The sequence below is a fragment of the Amedibacillus sp. YH-ame10 genome, from assembly GCF_053848885.1.
This window is the reverse complement of the sequence record NZ_JBSPFA010000018.1, coordinates 23,335-38,204: the sequence shown is the minus strand read 5'-3', so window position 1 is coordinate 38,204 and position 14,870 is coordinate 23,335. Positions and strand designations below refer to the sequence as shown.

Annotated in this window: 12 protein-coding genes and 1 pseudogene; 5 read left to right on the top strand and 8 right to left on the bottom strand. The window is 32.0% G+C overall.

The features are described 5' to 3' along the window. Positions 1-17 precede the first annotated feature (17 nt). From ACWG42_RS09100 to ACWG42_RS09080, 5 genes are read right to left on the bottom strand one after another with little or no spacing between them, the layout of a single operon-like run. Positions 18-1,151: a glycosyltransferase family 4 protein gene (locus ACWG42_RS09100; RefSeq protein WP_455791722.1), complete on the bottom strand. Its 1,134-nt coding sequence runs from the start codon at positions 1,149-1,151 to the stop codon at positions 18-20. Beyond that, the gene (locus ACWG42_RS09095; protein WP_455791720.1) at positions 1,087-2,298 is read right to left on the bottom strand and encodes a CDP-glycerol glycerophosphotransferase family protein; all 1,212 of its coding nucleotides are present in this window, start codon (positions 2,296-2,298) and stop codon (positions 1,087-1,089) included. The genes ACWG42_RS09100 and ACWG42_RS09095 overlap by 65 nt, the downstream gene beginning before the upstream one ends. A 16-nt stretch (positions 2,299-2,314) precedes the next feature. After that, positions 2,315-3,307, bottom strand: coding sequence for a glycosyltransferase family 2 protein (locus tag ACWG42_RS09090; protein ID WP_455791719.1), 993 nt, complete (start codon positions 3,305-3,307; stop codon positions 2,315-2,317). A 14-nt stretch (positions 3,308-3,321) separates the two neighbouring features. After that, complete coding sequence (locus tag ACWG42_RS09085; RefSeq protein WP_455791718.1) at positions 3,322-4,020, bottom strand: sugar transferase; 699 nt, start codon at positions 4,018-4,020, stop codon at positions 3,322-3,324. Further along, a complete protein-coding gene (locus ACWG42_RS09080; RefSeq protein WP_455791717.1) occupies positions 4,014-5,228 on the bottom strand; it encodes a DegT/DnrJ/EryC1/StrS family aminotransferase in 1,215 nt (404 codons plus the stop codon). The genes ACWG42_RS09085 and ACWG42_RS09080 overlap by 7 nt, the downstream gene beginning before the upstream one ends. Positions 5,229-5,504: 276 nt before the next feature. On the opposite strand from ACWG42_RS09080, the gene ACWG42_RS09075 reads away from it, so the two are divergent. After that, entirely contained in the window at positions 5,505-6,734 is a 1,230-nt protein-coding gene (locus tag ACWG42_RS09075; RefSeq protein WP_455791716.1) for a glucosaminidase domain-containing protein, read from the top strand. Positions 6,735-6,803: 69 nt separating this feature from the next. Here the strand turns inward: ACWG42_RS09075 and ACWG42_RS09070 are convergent, their stop codons facing one another. The 3 genes from ACWG42_RS09070 to ACWG42_RS09060 form a co-directional block, all read right to left on the bottom strand. After that, positions 6,804-8,672, bottom strand: a complete 1,869-nt coding sequence (locus tag ACWG42_RS09070; RefSeq protein ID WP_455791715.1) for a polysaccharide biosynthesis protein — start codon at positions 8,670-8,672, stop codon at positions 6,804-6,806. 128 nt (positions 8,673-8,800) lie between these two features. After that, entirely contained in the window at positions 8,801-10,282 is a 1,482-nt protein-coding gene (locus ACWG42_RS09065) for an LCP family protein (protein WP_455791714.1), read from the bottom strand. Between the two features lie 141 nt (positions 10,283-10,423). Continuing rightward, on the bottom strand, positions 10,424-11,332 hold the full coding sequence (locus tag ACWG42_RS09060; protein ID WP_455791713.1) for a tyrosine-type recombinase/integrase: 909 nt from the start codon (positions 11,330-11,332) through the stop codon (positions 10,424-10,426). A gap of 430 nt (positions 11,333-11,762) precedes the next feature. On the opposite strand from ACWG42_RS09060, the pseudogene ACWG42_RS09055 reads away from it, so the two are divergent. The 4 genes and pseudogenes from ACWG42_RS09055 to ACWG42_RS09040 all read left to right on the top strand — a co-directional run. Further along, positions 11,763-11,918 (top strand): annotated as a pseudogene (locus ACWG42_RS09055) (DapH/DapD/GlmU-related protein); the annotation flags it as partial. A 10-nt stretch (positions 11,919-11,928) separates the two neighbouring features. Beyond that, positions 11,929-13,026: a non-hydrolyzing UDP-N-acetylglucosamine 2-epimerase gene (gene wecB / locus ACWG42_RS09050; protein ID WP_455791711.1), complete on the top strand. Its 1,098-nt coding sequence runs from the start codon at positions 11,929-11,931 to the stop codon at positions 13,024-13,026. A gap of 2 nt (positions 13,027-13,028) precedes the next feature. Then, positions 13,029-13,781, top strand: a complete 753-nt coding sequence (locus ACWG42_RS09045; protein WP_455791709.1) for a WecB/TagA/CpsF family glycosyltransferase — start codon at positions 13,029-13,031, stop codon at positions 13,779-13,781. Further along, complete coding sequence (locus ACWG42_RS09040) at positions 13,759-14,868, top strand: glycosyltransferase family 4 protein (protein WP_455791707.1); 1,110 nt, start codon at positions 13,759-13,761, stop codon at positions 14,866-14,868. Before ACWG42_RS09045 ends, ACWG42_RS09040 begins: the two co-directional genes overlap by 23 nt. Positions 14,869-14,870 lie beyond the last annotated feature (2 nt).

Here is a 14,870-nt window from a genome sequence, read left to right as displayed (position 1 = left end):
ATTCAAAACCTCCTTTTTCATAAAGCTTCTATCAACGTAATCCACTTCTTAAAAACAACTTCTTTACTAAATTGTCCAATATTATCTAGAGAATGACTTGCATAACCTTGTCTAACTTTAGGTTGCTCTATCAAGTGTAAAACTGCTTTTGCCATACCTTCAACATCACCCTCATCAATGAGTTCTCCATTTACTTGATCAAGAATGATTTCACGAGGTCCAGTTTGACAATCAAAGCTAATAAGAGGTAGTCTTGCAGATTGTGCTTCTAACATAACCATTGGGATTCCCTCATAACGAGAACACAAAACAAAGAACGAATATTCACAATATAATTCACTAATATTAGATACATTACCTTTTAAAAATACATTATTCTCTAAATCAAACTCTTTAATTTTACTTTCAAGATGTTCTCTATCACACCCATCTCCATATATATCCCAAGTCCAATCGTCATGTTTCCTTAAAACAATTTTAGCAACTTCTAGCATAGTATCATAACCCTTTAATGGCACAAGTCTACCTACTGAAATTATTTTCTTAGAATTCACATCATATTCACTTTCTTCAAGTTTGTTTTCGAACCAATTTGGAATAACAGATATAGCATTTCCATCTAGTTTAAATGTTCTAATATAATTCTCTTTATCTCTTTGAGTTAATGTTACTATGTGACTTGCATGACGCGCACCAAGACGTTGACGATAAAAATGTTTTTTCCCATATGTTTGATTAGATAAGTTTGAATGCTCCACATACACCACTTTTGCACTCGTATGTTTAGCGGCTTGTAAAGCTACACTATTTACACCTGCAGTAACACTAAATAAGATATCTATTTGTTTCTCAAGTATAATTTTGCGGACTCCCTTCGCCAGTGAAAACAGGTTGAATGGTATACTTTTGACTTCTTTACTTAGATAATTCAATTCAAAACCATCACTTTCCAAATCATTTTCTTGAAATAAGCTTATGATTTGTACATTATACTCTTTACTTAATTCTCTAGCAAGTTGTCGTGTAATTACTTCTGCACCTCCAGTTAAGGAAATGTCGTAAACCAAAAAGGCAAGGTTTTTACGTTTATTCATGTCCATCATCCAATCCGCGAATCGCTTTATATGTTCTTTCACAATTACTTGTGTCATGTACTGTAAAGAAAGAATCAATTCTTTGCTTATAAATGTCTTCAAGTTTCATATCGTTATTACATTTTCCCTCTAAAACATCTAGAAGATTTGTCAAATCAAAAGATACCTCTCCAAATCCGTCATTTACATAACTAAAATATCCTTCTGCATATTGCCCCTTTCGGAAATCTTCAACATCAAATTGATAATATTGAATAGGCTTGTACATATAAGAGAAATCCATAAACACACTTGAATAATCAGTTATCAATAATGCAGATTCTTTTAGAAGTGTTTGGACATCATACTTTGTCCAATCCCCAAGGACGATCCTTTCTGATTTAGGTTTAAAACTATTCAAATATTGTTGCATATTTCTATGAGGATAAAAAACAAGTTCAAGATTATTGGCATCTAAGATATTCTTTAAACGTTCACTTTCTAAAAATTCATTCCAATATTTATAATATTTAGAATGCAAAAAATCCCCATCATATTCTAATTCTTTACGAGCTACTGTATTGGAGTTTAGCCATTCTCTCCAACTTGGCATAACAAGTATTTGACCTTTTTTTGTCTTTCGATCATAAAGAGCATCAAAACGACAAAAGCCCAGCAGGGCAACATGGTCATCTGGATAATGGAAGTCTCTTTTAATAGCCTCAAATTCTGGTTTTGCGCCACATACAAATAAACGCATTTTTGTATTTTCATAAAAAAGCCATGTAGCCTTAGAAATTGTTATTCCATGTTGCAAGAAAATACGCGTATTTTTTAATACACCATACACTTCTAAGAGATAACATGCTGCTGCATTTGGTTTCCCATCCTTTTGAGAACTGATATTGTATTTAGCAGATAAATAGTAAATCCAATGTTGGAACGTTCCAAAAGAAATCACACGTCCCATGTTTTTTATCCGTTCATAATCAACACTATGTTTGTTTATTGCGTACACAGCATTTATTTCTGGGTGTTGCTCACAAAGATATCGATAGAACCAATACCCATTATCTCGAGCTTCTTTTTCACTTTCACAAATTAGCCAAATTTCTTTATCAAAATGTTTTTTAACAATCGAGCATGGAAGAGCTACTAAGAACAGAAAAAGTGAAAAAACATCCTTGATTTTTACCAATCTTAGTTTATTAATAAATCTCTCCATGTTAAATCCTCCATTTCTAATTATTTTTCTTTATATAATTAAGAATTCCTCTTATAGATCCTCTCCCATAACTAACATGAAAGATAGGAAAGATGAAAAGTTTCAAACAACCACAAGCAATTAATTGCTTTTTATCCTTAACAAAAATGAAACTTGATAAAAAATCTAGGATAAGATAGAACGATAATACCATAATAAATGGAATTCTAACAATTTTTATAAAAAAACATGCAACCATTCCTACAATCAAATATAGAACGAAAAACAATGGTATTAGATATCGTATGCGCATATTCTCGTGATAACGTAAAATCGTTTGTATGATTTCATTCCCATTTGCGTTTCCCATCTTAACCAAACTCTTAATTGTATCTCTAGGATGATAAATTGTCTGTATATCATTAAATAAATAAATTTTTCCACCATGTTTTAGAATTCTTGAATTTAATTCGTTATCTTCACTACGTGTCAAACTTTCATTAAAATATCCTAGCTCATCGAATGTTTTCTTCCACAAGCAACCAAAAGGTACTGTATCTACATAACCGCTTGGACTTCCAATACGAAAACTAGAATTGCCCACTCCAAAGGGTGAAGAAAGGACTCCTGCAATTGCATTCCCCAAAATTCCTTGACTCCTAGTATCAATCAAGCAACCAACATTCATTGCCCCTGTTTCTTTTAAATATTTTACATTCAAAGAAATATAATTATAGGGTATTTCAGTATGACCATCAAGACGAACGATAATATCTCCATTGCTTTCTTTTATTCCGATGTTCATTGACTTAGACACATTCTTCTCTGTATTAAATAACAAACGATATTCAATATTTGTAGAAAGCATTGTCTGTCTTATAATCTCTACTGTCGCATCCTCGGAATAACCATCTACAAATATAACTTCCATTTTTTCATGATCATAATCTTGCATATGTAAAGAATGAATGAGGTTTTTTATATACTTCGATTCATTATATATAGGTATTACTATTGAAACATTTTCCATAACCGCTCCTATTCTTAATGAGAGACACCAATAACAGTTTTAAAGCAGACTTGAAAATCTGACAAGAGTCCTACATGCTCTAGAGATTGAAGATTATATTCCATTTTCTTAGGTAGTACTTTCGTCATGTATATACTATCGATAGACTCACCGCTGTCTTTAAATTTTGCAAGTATTGCATCTTCATCTTTAAAATACAAGCTCGCTAATGATGTTATTCCTGCTGGCAATAATAATGTCGCCTTCATCTCGTTTGTATATTGATCTACATATTTTCTAACTTCAGGTCTAGTTCCGACAAATGTCATATCACCTAACAAAACATTGATTAATTGTGGTAATTCATCAAGACGACATTTTCGTATTTTCTTTCCTACTTTTGTTATTCTTGCATCATGTTCAGTTGTTACCAAAGCGCCAATTTTATCAGCGTCATTTACCATTGTTCTAAATTTATAAATTTTGAATATCTTTCCATATTGTGTAACACGTTCTTGTCTGTAAAACGCTGTTCCTTTTGAATCCAACCGTATCCAACATATTAAAATAAGGAATATTGGCGATAAAATTATCAACATACATAAAGAACATACAAAATCAAAAACACGTTTTATGATTAATGAGCATTGCTTTTTCCTTAATACTTCATAGTATATTCTTACTTCATCACATTTCAATTCTTCAGGAAGGGAATTCCATTTTTTGATTAGCATACATACTCCTTTACTATGCTAGTAAATTTTTGGATAATATATTCAACTTCTTCGTTGCTCAACCGAGAGTAAAGTGGCAGTGTAATTTCATTTGCAAATTGTGAATATGCATTCGGATAATCATCAATACAAAATCCTAATTCCTTATATGCCGTTAGTAATGGCAATGGTTTATAGTGAACATTAGCAGACACGCCAGCTTCTGCTAGCTTAATGATGATTTCATTACGTTGTTCTAATGTTATATTCGGGATTCTAACAAAATACAAATGCCCAGATGAACGATGACGAGAATCTCTGTGATTCAACACATCAACATGCAATGATTGAAAACCTTTGTTATATTTTTCGATAATTGTATGACGACGTTCTATCATTTCAGGATAACGTTTTAATTGTGCTAACCCTATTCCAGCTAATACATCTGTCATATTGCATTTATACGCTGGAGAGATAATATCGTATTCCCATGCACCAAGTTTATTTTTTGATAAAGCATCCTTTGTTTGTCCATGTAAAGATAATAATTGGAATTGTTTATAAATCCATTCGTCTTCTACTCCATCTATTGCCTTCCAAGTAATTGCTCCACCTTCAGCAGTAGTTAAATTTTTTACCGCATGAAATGAAAAACTTGTGAAATCCGCAAAATTACCGGCCTTTTTCCCATTTTTTTCTGCGCCAAAACTATGAGCACTATCTGCTAAAACGATAATTCTATCAAATTTCTTTTGTAATTTAGAAACTGGTGTATAGAGATGTTTCTTTTCATTCAATATTGAATCAATTTTTTCATAATCGCAAATGATACCTGCTATATCTACTGGAATAATGGCCTTTGTTCGCTCGGTAATAGCATCTGCCAATGCCTCATAATCCATTTCAAAAGAATCCTTTGCACAATCAACCATAATGGGAGTTGCGCCAACATGGCAAATAACACTACAAGAAGCTGTATATGTATATGCAGGTACGATAACTTCATCACCTGGACCAATTTCTAGCAAACGAAGAGTTAACTCCATTGCTGCCGTTGCAGAATTCAATGCAACCATTCTATTTGTATTTGAGTATGCGGCTATTTCTTTTTCAAATAACTTTGTCTTTGGTCCTGTTGTAATCCATCCTGAACGTAAAGCATCGCACACTTCTTGGATTTCTTCTTCACTTATATCTGGTGGAGAGAACGGTATATTCATTTTTTCCATAATTTATACTCCTTTATCATCATAAACTTCCATCCCATAAGTATATAGGATTATTCTAGATACCTCAGAGATAGGGTCATGCATTTTCTATGTTTGTACGAAATTTAAACTAGCGTAATTACTGAATTATGCAGTGTAGTTCTACTACTCCCTTTCATACTGTTATATTTTACCACACAGTACTATAAATTAAAACAAGAAACATCCTACGAAATCTTCATCTATTTTTAATGATTTTTAGTTTTCGCCATGTACTCTTTATGTTATAATATGCACATGAAATTGAAAAATACAGAGAAAACAACAAATCGTCAAAAGATTCTTTTTTTATCATTAGCAACTATTTTATTGATTGTTGCTATTTTAGGCATCGAGAAAATACGTCCAATCCCACAGTATACAATTTATCGATTACAATCAAATGGTCAAAAGGAGAAAGTCAAAGATATAAAATCTTTGAACGTTGCAAAAAAGGAAATGTATAAATATGCAGACCCTGATAAGCAAATAAATGCAGTCATTGAAAATGATCAAGGTGAACGTGTCTCCATAGCTTATGGTATCGCAACCTTCAGTAAAAGTGAAAAAACAAATATCAAATATTATGATGAGCACTTAGATAAAATGCAAACACTCGATACTCAAAACAGCAACGATGCCCTCTACCAAGACACACGAAGTGTCAATGGAAAATTACAAGTACAGTTTCAACTATCTACTTCTGTAGGTCTTATCGAATTAAAAGATGTGGAATTACTAAATATTTTCAATGAAAAAGAAGTATCGTCTTTTACAAAATATATCGTAAAGGATGGAAATTTATATCACAGAGTAGTGAATGATATCCATAAAATAAATTCTGCTGAAGAAATATTTTTAGGCAAAGCACCAACAAAATTTAAAAATGATGTGTATTATAGTTGGGATGGAGCTTACTTTTATACAGATTTTGAAAGTCTTATTAAAGATAAGGTACAGCTTAAAAAAAGCAAAAAGAAATTTGTCAGTTATACTCTCCCATATATTTATCAAGACATTCAACAAGATACAAATTATTCTATTGATGAGCTTAATGAATATATTTCTTTAAACTTAGACAAGGATAGTAAATTACAAAATAGCGCAGACTTATTCTTTCAAGCCCAAGATAAGTTCCATATAAATGCAATTACATTATTCTCTATTGCATGCTTTGAAAGTGATTACGGTATGAACGAATATACACAAAAGAATAATGCATTATATACAACTCAAAGCAAAGAGAAATTCAATTCAATTTCTGAAAGTATTAACAAATTCGCAAAGGAAATATTAAATGATAAGTATTTGAACAAAACTAGCCCTCTATACAATGGCGATTTCTTAGGTACAAAAGCAGAAGGAATTCAATATGCATACTCAAATGATGTATATTGGGGGGAAAAGATAACTTCTATCTATGCGTCCCTTGACCAATCTCTTGGATTAAAAGATAAGAGTTTGAAAAAATCTTCATTAAAAGAATAAATATAAAATTGACTTACCAAGTAAAAGCACATCCTATCTTAAAAATGGGATGTGCTTTTTTTCACATACTCAATCTTTTATTACCTCTAAAACAACACTTTTGATTAAATCATGATGTTCATAATCACTAATAACATCGTTTAGTTTTTTCAATTTACCATCAATTTCATCTTTCGATATTGGCATTACTTGATTTTTAAAGATAAGATTGTTCTTCGTACGAATTGTCGTTTCACCATCGAGACGAAGTTCTTCATACATTTTTTCACCTGGTCTTAATCCAATTTCAACGATATCTATATCCTCATAAGGCTTATATCCAGAAAGTCTTATCATCTTCTCTGCTAAATCGATTATCCTTACTGGCTCTCCCATATCAAGAACAAAAATTTCGCCTTTATCCGCATAATATCCAGCTTGCAACACTAACTGCGCTGCTTCAGGTATCGTCATGAAGTATCTAGTAATATTCTTATTTGTAATTGTCAAAGGACCGCCTTCTTCAATTTGTTGTTTAAAGATTGGAATTACCGAACCATTAGAACCTAATACATTCCCAAAACGTACAGCAGCCATTTTTGTAACTCCATTATCACCATAGGATTGTAGAATCATTTCTGTCATACGTTTTGTTGCTCCCATCACATTCGTTGGATTTACTGCTTTATCCGTACTTATCATGATAAAGTGCGAAACTTCATTTTCGATACAAGCTGTGATTACGTTCTTTGTACCAAAAACATTGTTTTTTATTGCTTCCATTGGCCTTGTTTCCATCAACGGTACATGTTTATGTGCCGCAGCATGATATACAACGGAAGGTTTGTACTTTTGTAAAACATCACTTATCGCAGATTTTTCACGAATTGATGTAATAATAGAATATATTTCAATATTTTTATTAATAGTACCACTCATTCTATGTCGATTGAATTCTTGTTCTAACATATATAAAGAGTTTTCATTAATATCTATCATAATTAATTTAGACGGTTTAAACTTCACGATTTGACGACATAGTTCAGATCCAATACTTCCTCCTGCTCCTGTTACCGCCACTACATTCCCAGTTAGATAAGATTTGATTTCACTTTGATCCAAATGAATTTCACCACGTCCTAGTAAATCTTCTATGCTTAAATCTTTTACAGGTATTTTCGCATTACTTGAATCGCCCTCCTCAAGCAACGAATCCCCTAACTTCATAATCTTCGTGTCCAACTTTAAAGATTGACAAATATCGTATATTCTACGAATACTCTCTTTACTTGCACTCGGTATTGCAATATAAGCTCTTTCTACACCATATTTTTGAACAATACTCGGAAGGTCATATGTATCTCCAAGTACTTTATAACCAGCTAGCACTTTATCTACCTTTTTATCATCAACAAAACCAACAATTTCGACATTGAACCTTTTGTTTTGTTGAAGCTCCTTAAGTAAGATGTATCCCCCGTCTCCTGCACCAATGATAACTGACTTTCTCTTGATTTCATAAGATTTTTCAGAATAGCTTCTATACAAACGATAGCTAAGTCTTAAAATAAACATAATCAAAGCCGACAATAGGCCTCCGATTACTGTAACTCCTAAATAGAAACGATCAAAATTAGAGGCTAGTACACATATCAGTAATACAATTGTAGAGCTAATCGCAGAGAATCCAATTCTTAAAGACTCCGTAGCTCCCATATATTTCCACAAACTCTTATGTATTTTGAAAGCAAGAAAACTTATTGTATATACAGCAAGAACAACAACAATCGACCAAAAAGCTTTTGAGTAATTAAAATCATCCAAATTAGGAATTGCAAAATCAATTTTAACCCAATACGCTAAAAGGAACGAAAAAATAACAATTGTAAGATCTATTACGCAAAGAAGTGTTTCTCTGTGTTTTTTATAAATAGGATTTGAATATAATATATCAATCATTAGGACCAACCTCTCATTCCTAATTATTTTACCACATTTATATGATATATTTTACTAAATTTCTTAATATATCTTATGAATACTATCACTGCTTTAAAAAAGAGATATCTTACGATATCCCCCTTTTGTTATTGTGCCACATCAGCATCACTTAATACTTCTCCATTTATAACTTTATTAATTAATGACGTTGCAGTTTGAACAGTTGCTTGATCTGGCTCCATTACATAAGAATTGAATCCATTTGCTGGAGACCAATTTGTTTCACCGATACCATTTAAACTAAACTGTTTAATATTCCATCCGCTCATATCACTTAACTGCATCTTTATTAGAGAGTTCATTTCTCCTTGGCTCATATTTGTCTGGAATGTCCCACCAACAGCATCCATAATGCTTGCATATCCAGTAATGATGGCTGGAGATGTAGCTTTCTCAATAATTGCAGAAAGTACAAGCATTTGATTCTTACCACGATCGCGGTCTCCTCCTGGTAATGAATAACGTTCACGTACAAAACCTAATGCTTTATTTCCATCAAGGTAGTTTTCTCCAACTACGATATTGTAGTTACCGTGTAATGATGTAAATGCATTTGGAGAATTAACTGTTACACCACCTAAAGCATCAACAATTTCAACCAGGCTTGAAAAATTTACTCGAGCATAGTAATTGATATCGATATTCATAAATTGTTCGGTAGTATCAATAGTACACGAAACGCCATAAATACCTGTATGTGTTAATTTGTCTTTTTGATTCCCTTGACATGTTTGAGGCACATAGTAATCACGTGGAATACTTGTTAATAAAACTTGTCTAGTTTTTGGATTCACTGTTGCAATCATGTTTACATCCGATCTAGATACAGTTGCAATCGTGCCATATGTATCGATTCCAGTAATATAAACACTAAAAGATTCTTTCGTAACATTTACATTTTTACTTAAATCTTTTGCTTCTTTTGTATATGTGTATTGTTTAATCACACGAGTTTCAGATTCAAAGTTAGGATGTTTATCCTCAAATGATCCGCGATTACTCTCATTCACAAGTATAGCGTCTACCTCATTGTTATACAAAGCATCACCAAATTTATCGAAAGAAGCAAAGTTAACCTGTTCCATATTTGCCTCTTTGTTTACATCTGTTAACGCTTCACTTTGAACTTCCATATCGCCTATTGTGATGGTGCCTAACTTTTTATCTGTAAGATCTTTCATACTCTCATAAGAACTATCTTTCATAACAACAACGGAAACAACAGAAGTATCTGTATCTGCTCCTGTCATTTTCGCAAATGCAGAACTTGTCTTAAACATATACCAATTTCCAACACCCAATAAAACACTTAATAAAACAATCAATATTTTCCCCAAAATCTTATTTACCTTGTTCATGTGCTTTCCTAACTGTAGATAAGCAAGTCCAGCTGCGATCAATACCAGAACTATTGCCAAAGGAATCGCATATTTCATAGGAACTATATTTAACAAAAATATTTGGAATAAAAATAAAACTGTTAACACTACATAAATAATTGCAAAATAAAATCCAACATTCTTTGTTAAGCTTTTCTTTTTCACACTCTTCTTATTCTTCTGAGTCATATATCCTCCATCCCAGATAAATCAAATAAATTTACCCATTCACACTAACCATGTATTTAACCATTAATATTATAGCCTTTTCTCCCAGTAAATACCACAAAATTTCCTTACAATTTCGTTAGCATTCAATCAAATGTTACTTTAAAACGTCAACTTTTCCAATTGTCTCCTTTGTTCATCAATAGAAGTATGTACATATTTATTCAATGTAATATTCACGGATGAATGACCTAACACCTCACTTAAACTTTTAACATCCACATTACACTGCACACAACGACTTGCAAATGTATGACGCAAAGTATGATATTTTACATTTGTTATATCTAAATCTAATAATGTTTTTTTAAAATGCATTTGGAGTAGTCTAGGTTCCAATACTTTCTGTGTCCCCGTTGCGATATAGACATCATCTTCTGTTTTTAATCTGAATAGGATACTCTCCAAACATCCTTGAAAAGGTACTCGCCTTATTGAATTCTTTGTTTTTGCAGTTTGTATCACCAATCTAGTTTCCGCCCCATAACTTATTCTTTGTACTGTTCGTTCAATAGAAATAATACCTCGATCAAAATCTATATCACTCCACATAAGCGCACATACTTCCCCTAACCTTGTTCCTGTGTAAATCGAAATTAATAACGCAATATCCCTTGGTAAACACCGCATAGATATAAAATGAATAATTTTCTGCATATCCCTCTGCTTTATAATCTCAATTTTACTGTTTTGTACCTTTGGTAAAGGAATCATATTCACTGGTATATCTGTCAAGTGTAATTGAAACGCATATTTAATTATACCCTTTAATACAATTGTGATATCCATAATAGATTTTGATGATAACTCCGTTTCTACTTCCATTCTTTTTATAAAATCCATTATCACTTCTAAATCAAGTTCCTCAATTTGAATATTGCCTATAACAGGCAATATTTTTTTGTGGACAATGCGTGAATAAATTGCAAATGTTGACTCTTTAACCCCTATAGATTTATAAGCGAGCCAAAGCTCGCATACATCTCCAAAACGCTTATATTTATAACTCATAATTTCACCTCCTGCTTATAGTATCACTTTCGTAAAGTATATTCATTTAAGAAAGGTGTAGAGAATGAAAAAACTATGTATATCGATATGTTATTTAATTTATCATTCATCATTAAAATTTTTACCAGCTTACAATGCTCCAATAGTCGGATACGTGTCCAATATATTGAAAAATATTGTTGTAAAATGCTTTGTAAAAACAAAGCATGGAGAAAAAATCAACATTGGGAGAAGTGTTGATATTTCTACTGATGTTTCTGTGGGTAGTAACGTTGGTTTTGGAGACTATAGCAGGATTGGCAAAGGAGTAATAATGCACAGCAATATAATGATGGGTCCCGAATGTTTAATATACACAACTAATCACAAACATAGCGACATTTGTAAACCAATGATTCATCAAGGAAACGGGAAGTTGAAACCCGTCATTATTCAAGACGATGTTTGGATAGGAGCGCGTTGCATAATCCTACCTGGTGTTGTAATTGAAACAGGATCAATTATAGCGGCAGGATCAGTAGTAACTAAAAATGTAAATGCATTCACAGTAGTAGGAGGAAATCCCGCGAGATTATTAAAGAAAAGAGGAAGAGATTATGAATAAAGTGATGATAGTATTTGGAACTAGACCTGAGGCAATAAAAATGTGCCCATTGATAAGAGAATTTAAAAAACACGATAAAGTTAACACAACTGTGTGTGTTACAGGACAACATAAAGAAATGTTAAAACAAGTTTTGAAAGCATTTGATATTGAACCTAACTATGATTTGGCCATTATGAAAGATAATCAAACATTATTTGATGTAACATCAAATATCTTGAATGGAATCCGCGATGTTTTAATAAAAGAAAAACCAGATATTGTATTAGTGCATGGCGATACATCAACTACATTTGTAACTGCATTAGCCTGTTATTATTTACAAATTCCGGTAGGACATGTCGAAGCAGGACTGCGCACTCATGACATATACTCACCATTTCCTGAAGAATTTAACCGTCAAGCTGTAAGTTTGATTAGTTCTTTAAATTTTGCACCAACTGAAAGAAGTAAAGATAATTTGGTTCGAGAAGGAAAAAAGAATATCTACGTGACTGGAAACACAGCAATCGATGCTTTAAATACAACAATAACCGAAAAATATCAACACCCCATCTTAGATTGGGTAGGGAATTCAAAATTAATTTTAATAACTGCTCATCGTCGTGAAAATTTAGGCGAACCTATGCATCACATGTTTCGAGCAATACGAAGAATAATTGATGAGCATCCTGATGTAAAAGCAATTTATCCTATTCATATGAATCCAACAGTTAGAAATGCAGCTAATGAAGAATTTGCAGGTTGTAATAATATGAAAATTATCGAACCGTTAGATGTGCTTGATTTTCATAACTTTATGAAACGAAGCTATTTAATACTTACAGATAGTGGTGGTATCCAAGAAGAAGCTCCATCTTTAGGTATTCCTGTCTTAGTAATGAGAGATACAACCGAGCGTCCCGAGGGTATAGACGCTGGAACTTTAAAACTTGTAGGAACGGATGAAGAAAACATATATAAAAACTTCAAAGAACTTCTAGATTCGAAAACTGCTTATTTCAAAATGGCCAATGCCTCTAATCCTTATGGAGATGGCCATGCTTGCGAAAAAATTGTAGAAATCGTTTTGAATATATGGAGAAAATAAGTATGAAAAGAATTCAAATCAAAGGTGTCAACATAGATGATTTAAATGTAAATGAAACCGTTAAATTAGTAGAAGAATACATCATACAAAAAAAGCCATTACATCTTATGGGGGTGAACGCAGATAAAATCAACCAATGTTTACAAAATAAACAATTAATGGATATCGTTAATAATTGTGAAATTATTAACGCTGATGGTGCTTCTGTTGTATTAGCTAGTAGATTTCTCGGAAAAGGAATTCAGGAAAGAGTTGCTGGTATCGATTTGATGTTGAAACTGATTGGTACAGCGTCAATAAAAAAATATTCAATATACCTTTTAGGCGCAAAACAAGAAGTTGTGGAAGAAACCGCTAATGAGCTAAAATCTAGATTTGAAGATTTAAACATCGTTGGAATAAGAAATGGATACTTTGACGATTCTCAATGGAATGAAGTTTTAATCGAAATAGAAAAGAAGAAGCCTGATATAGTTTTTGTGGGAATTACTTCGCCAAAAAAGGAATATCTTATAGACTATTTCCAAAAAAATGGTAGCAATTCAATATATATGGGGGTTGGTGGAAGTTTTGATGTAATCTCTGGAAATATTAAAAGAGCACCTGTATGGTTACAAAAAGCTAATCTAGAATGGTTTTATAGAATGTGCCAAGAACCAAGAAGATTATTTGGGAGATACTTCGTTGGAAACAGCAAATTTATTATAGGCATTATAAAAGAGAAAATAAATTGTGAAAAGAATACTTGTAATTAATTTAGGCAAAGCTAATGGTGGTGCTGAAAAATACATTCTAGATATATATAAATACGCAACAAAAGAAAAATTCGAATTCCATTTTCTAACCAGGAAAGGTACTCCACTAAATAAAAAATTACTTAGCTTTGAAAAGTCAAACGATACTTGTGTTTTCAAATCATTCGACTATATTTTGAAAGATATACCGCAACTTAGAGAATATGTCAGAAAAGAAGGAATAGACTTAATACATTCAAATGGAATCTTGTCTAATCTTCTTGCAGTTTTGATTTCCCTCGGTTATAGGAAAACAAAGCGGCTAACTACTATTCATGGTGATGCAAAATTCGATAGAGCAGATAAATCTGTCTTTTATCGGGAAGCTTTTGCTATTTTAGAAGTCATCCTTTCAATTTTTAATAACAAGTATGTCGCAGTATCTAACTCTATAAAGGAAATTCTTATATCAAGACACATACGAAAAGACAAAATAGTAACTATTTATAATGGTGTTGAATTATATGAAGTATTTGATAAGGAAAAAAAGAATGATACTTTCAAAATTTGTTCAATAGGGAGATTGGAATTAGTAAAAGATCATTTAACTTTATTAAAGGCGCTTGAATACTTCATTGATAAACATCCAGATGTTCACTTAATTTGTGATATATATGGAGAAGGAAGTTGTAAACATGAATTACTAATGTATATCAATAGCCACAAGTTAGAAAACGTTGTTTGCCTAAAAGGATATGTAAATGATGCATATACGCATATTCACAATTATCATTTGTTTGTTCAGTCATCGTTATATGAAACTTTTGGATTGTCCATTGTCGAATCCATGGTGGAGAGAGTCCCTATTATTTCTACAAATGTAGGAGGTGTGAAAGAAATAATAAAAAATAAAGATAATGGGTTATTATTCAACAAGGGAGATTCAAATACATTAGCTTGCTTGATATATGAATTATATACAAATAGTGAATTATATACTTCATTATCAGATAATGGGTATAACTCTGCAGTTAAAAACTTTGACATTAGGAAGAATATTTTAGAACTTGAAAATTTATACAGTAAACTATATAAAGGAAAGGAGTAAGG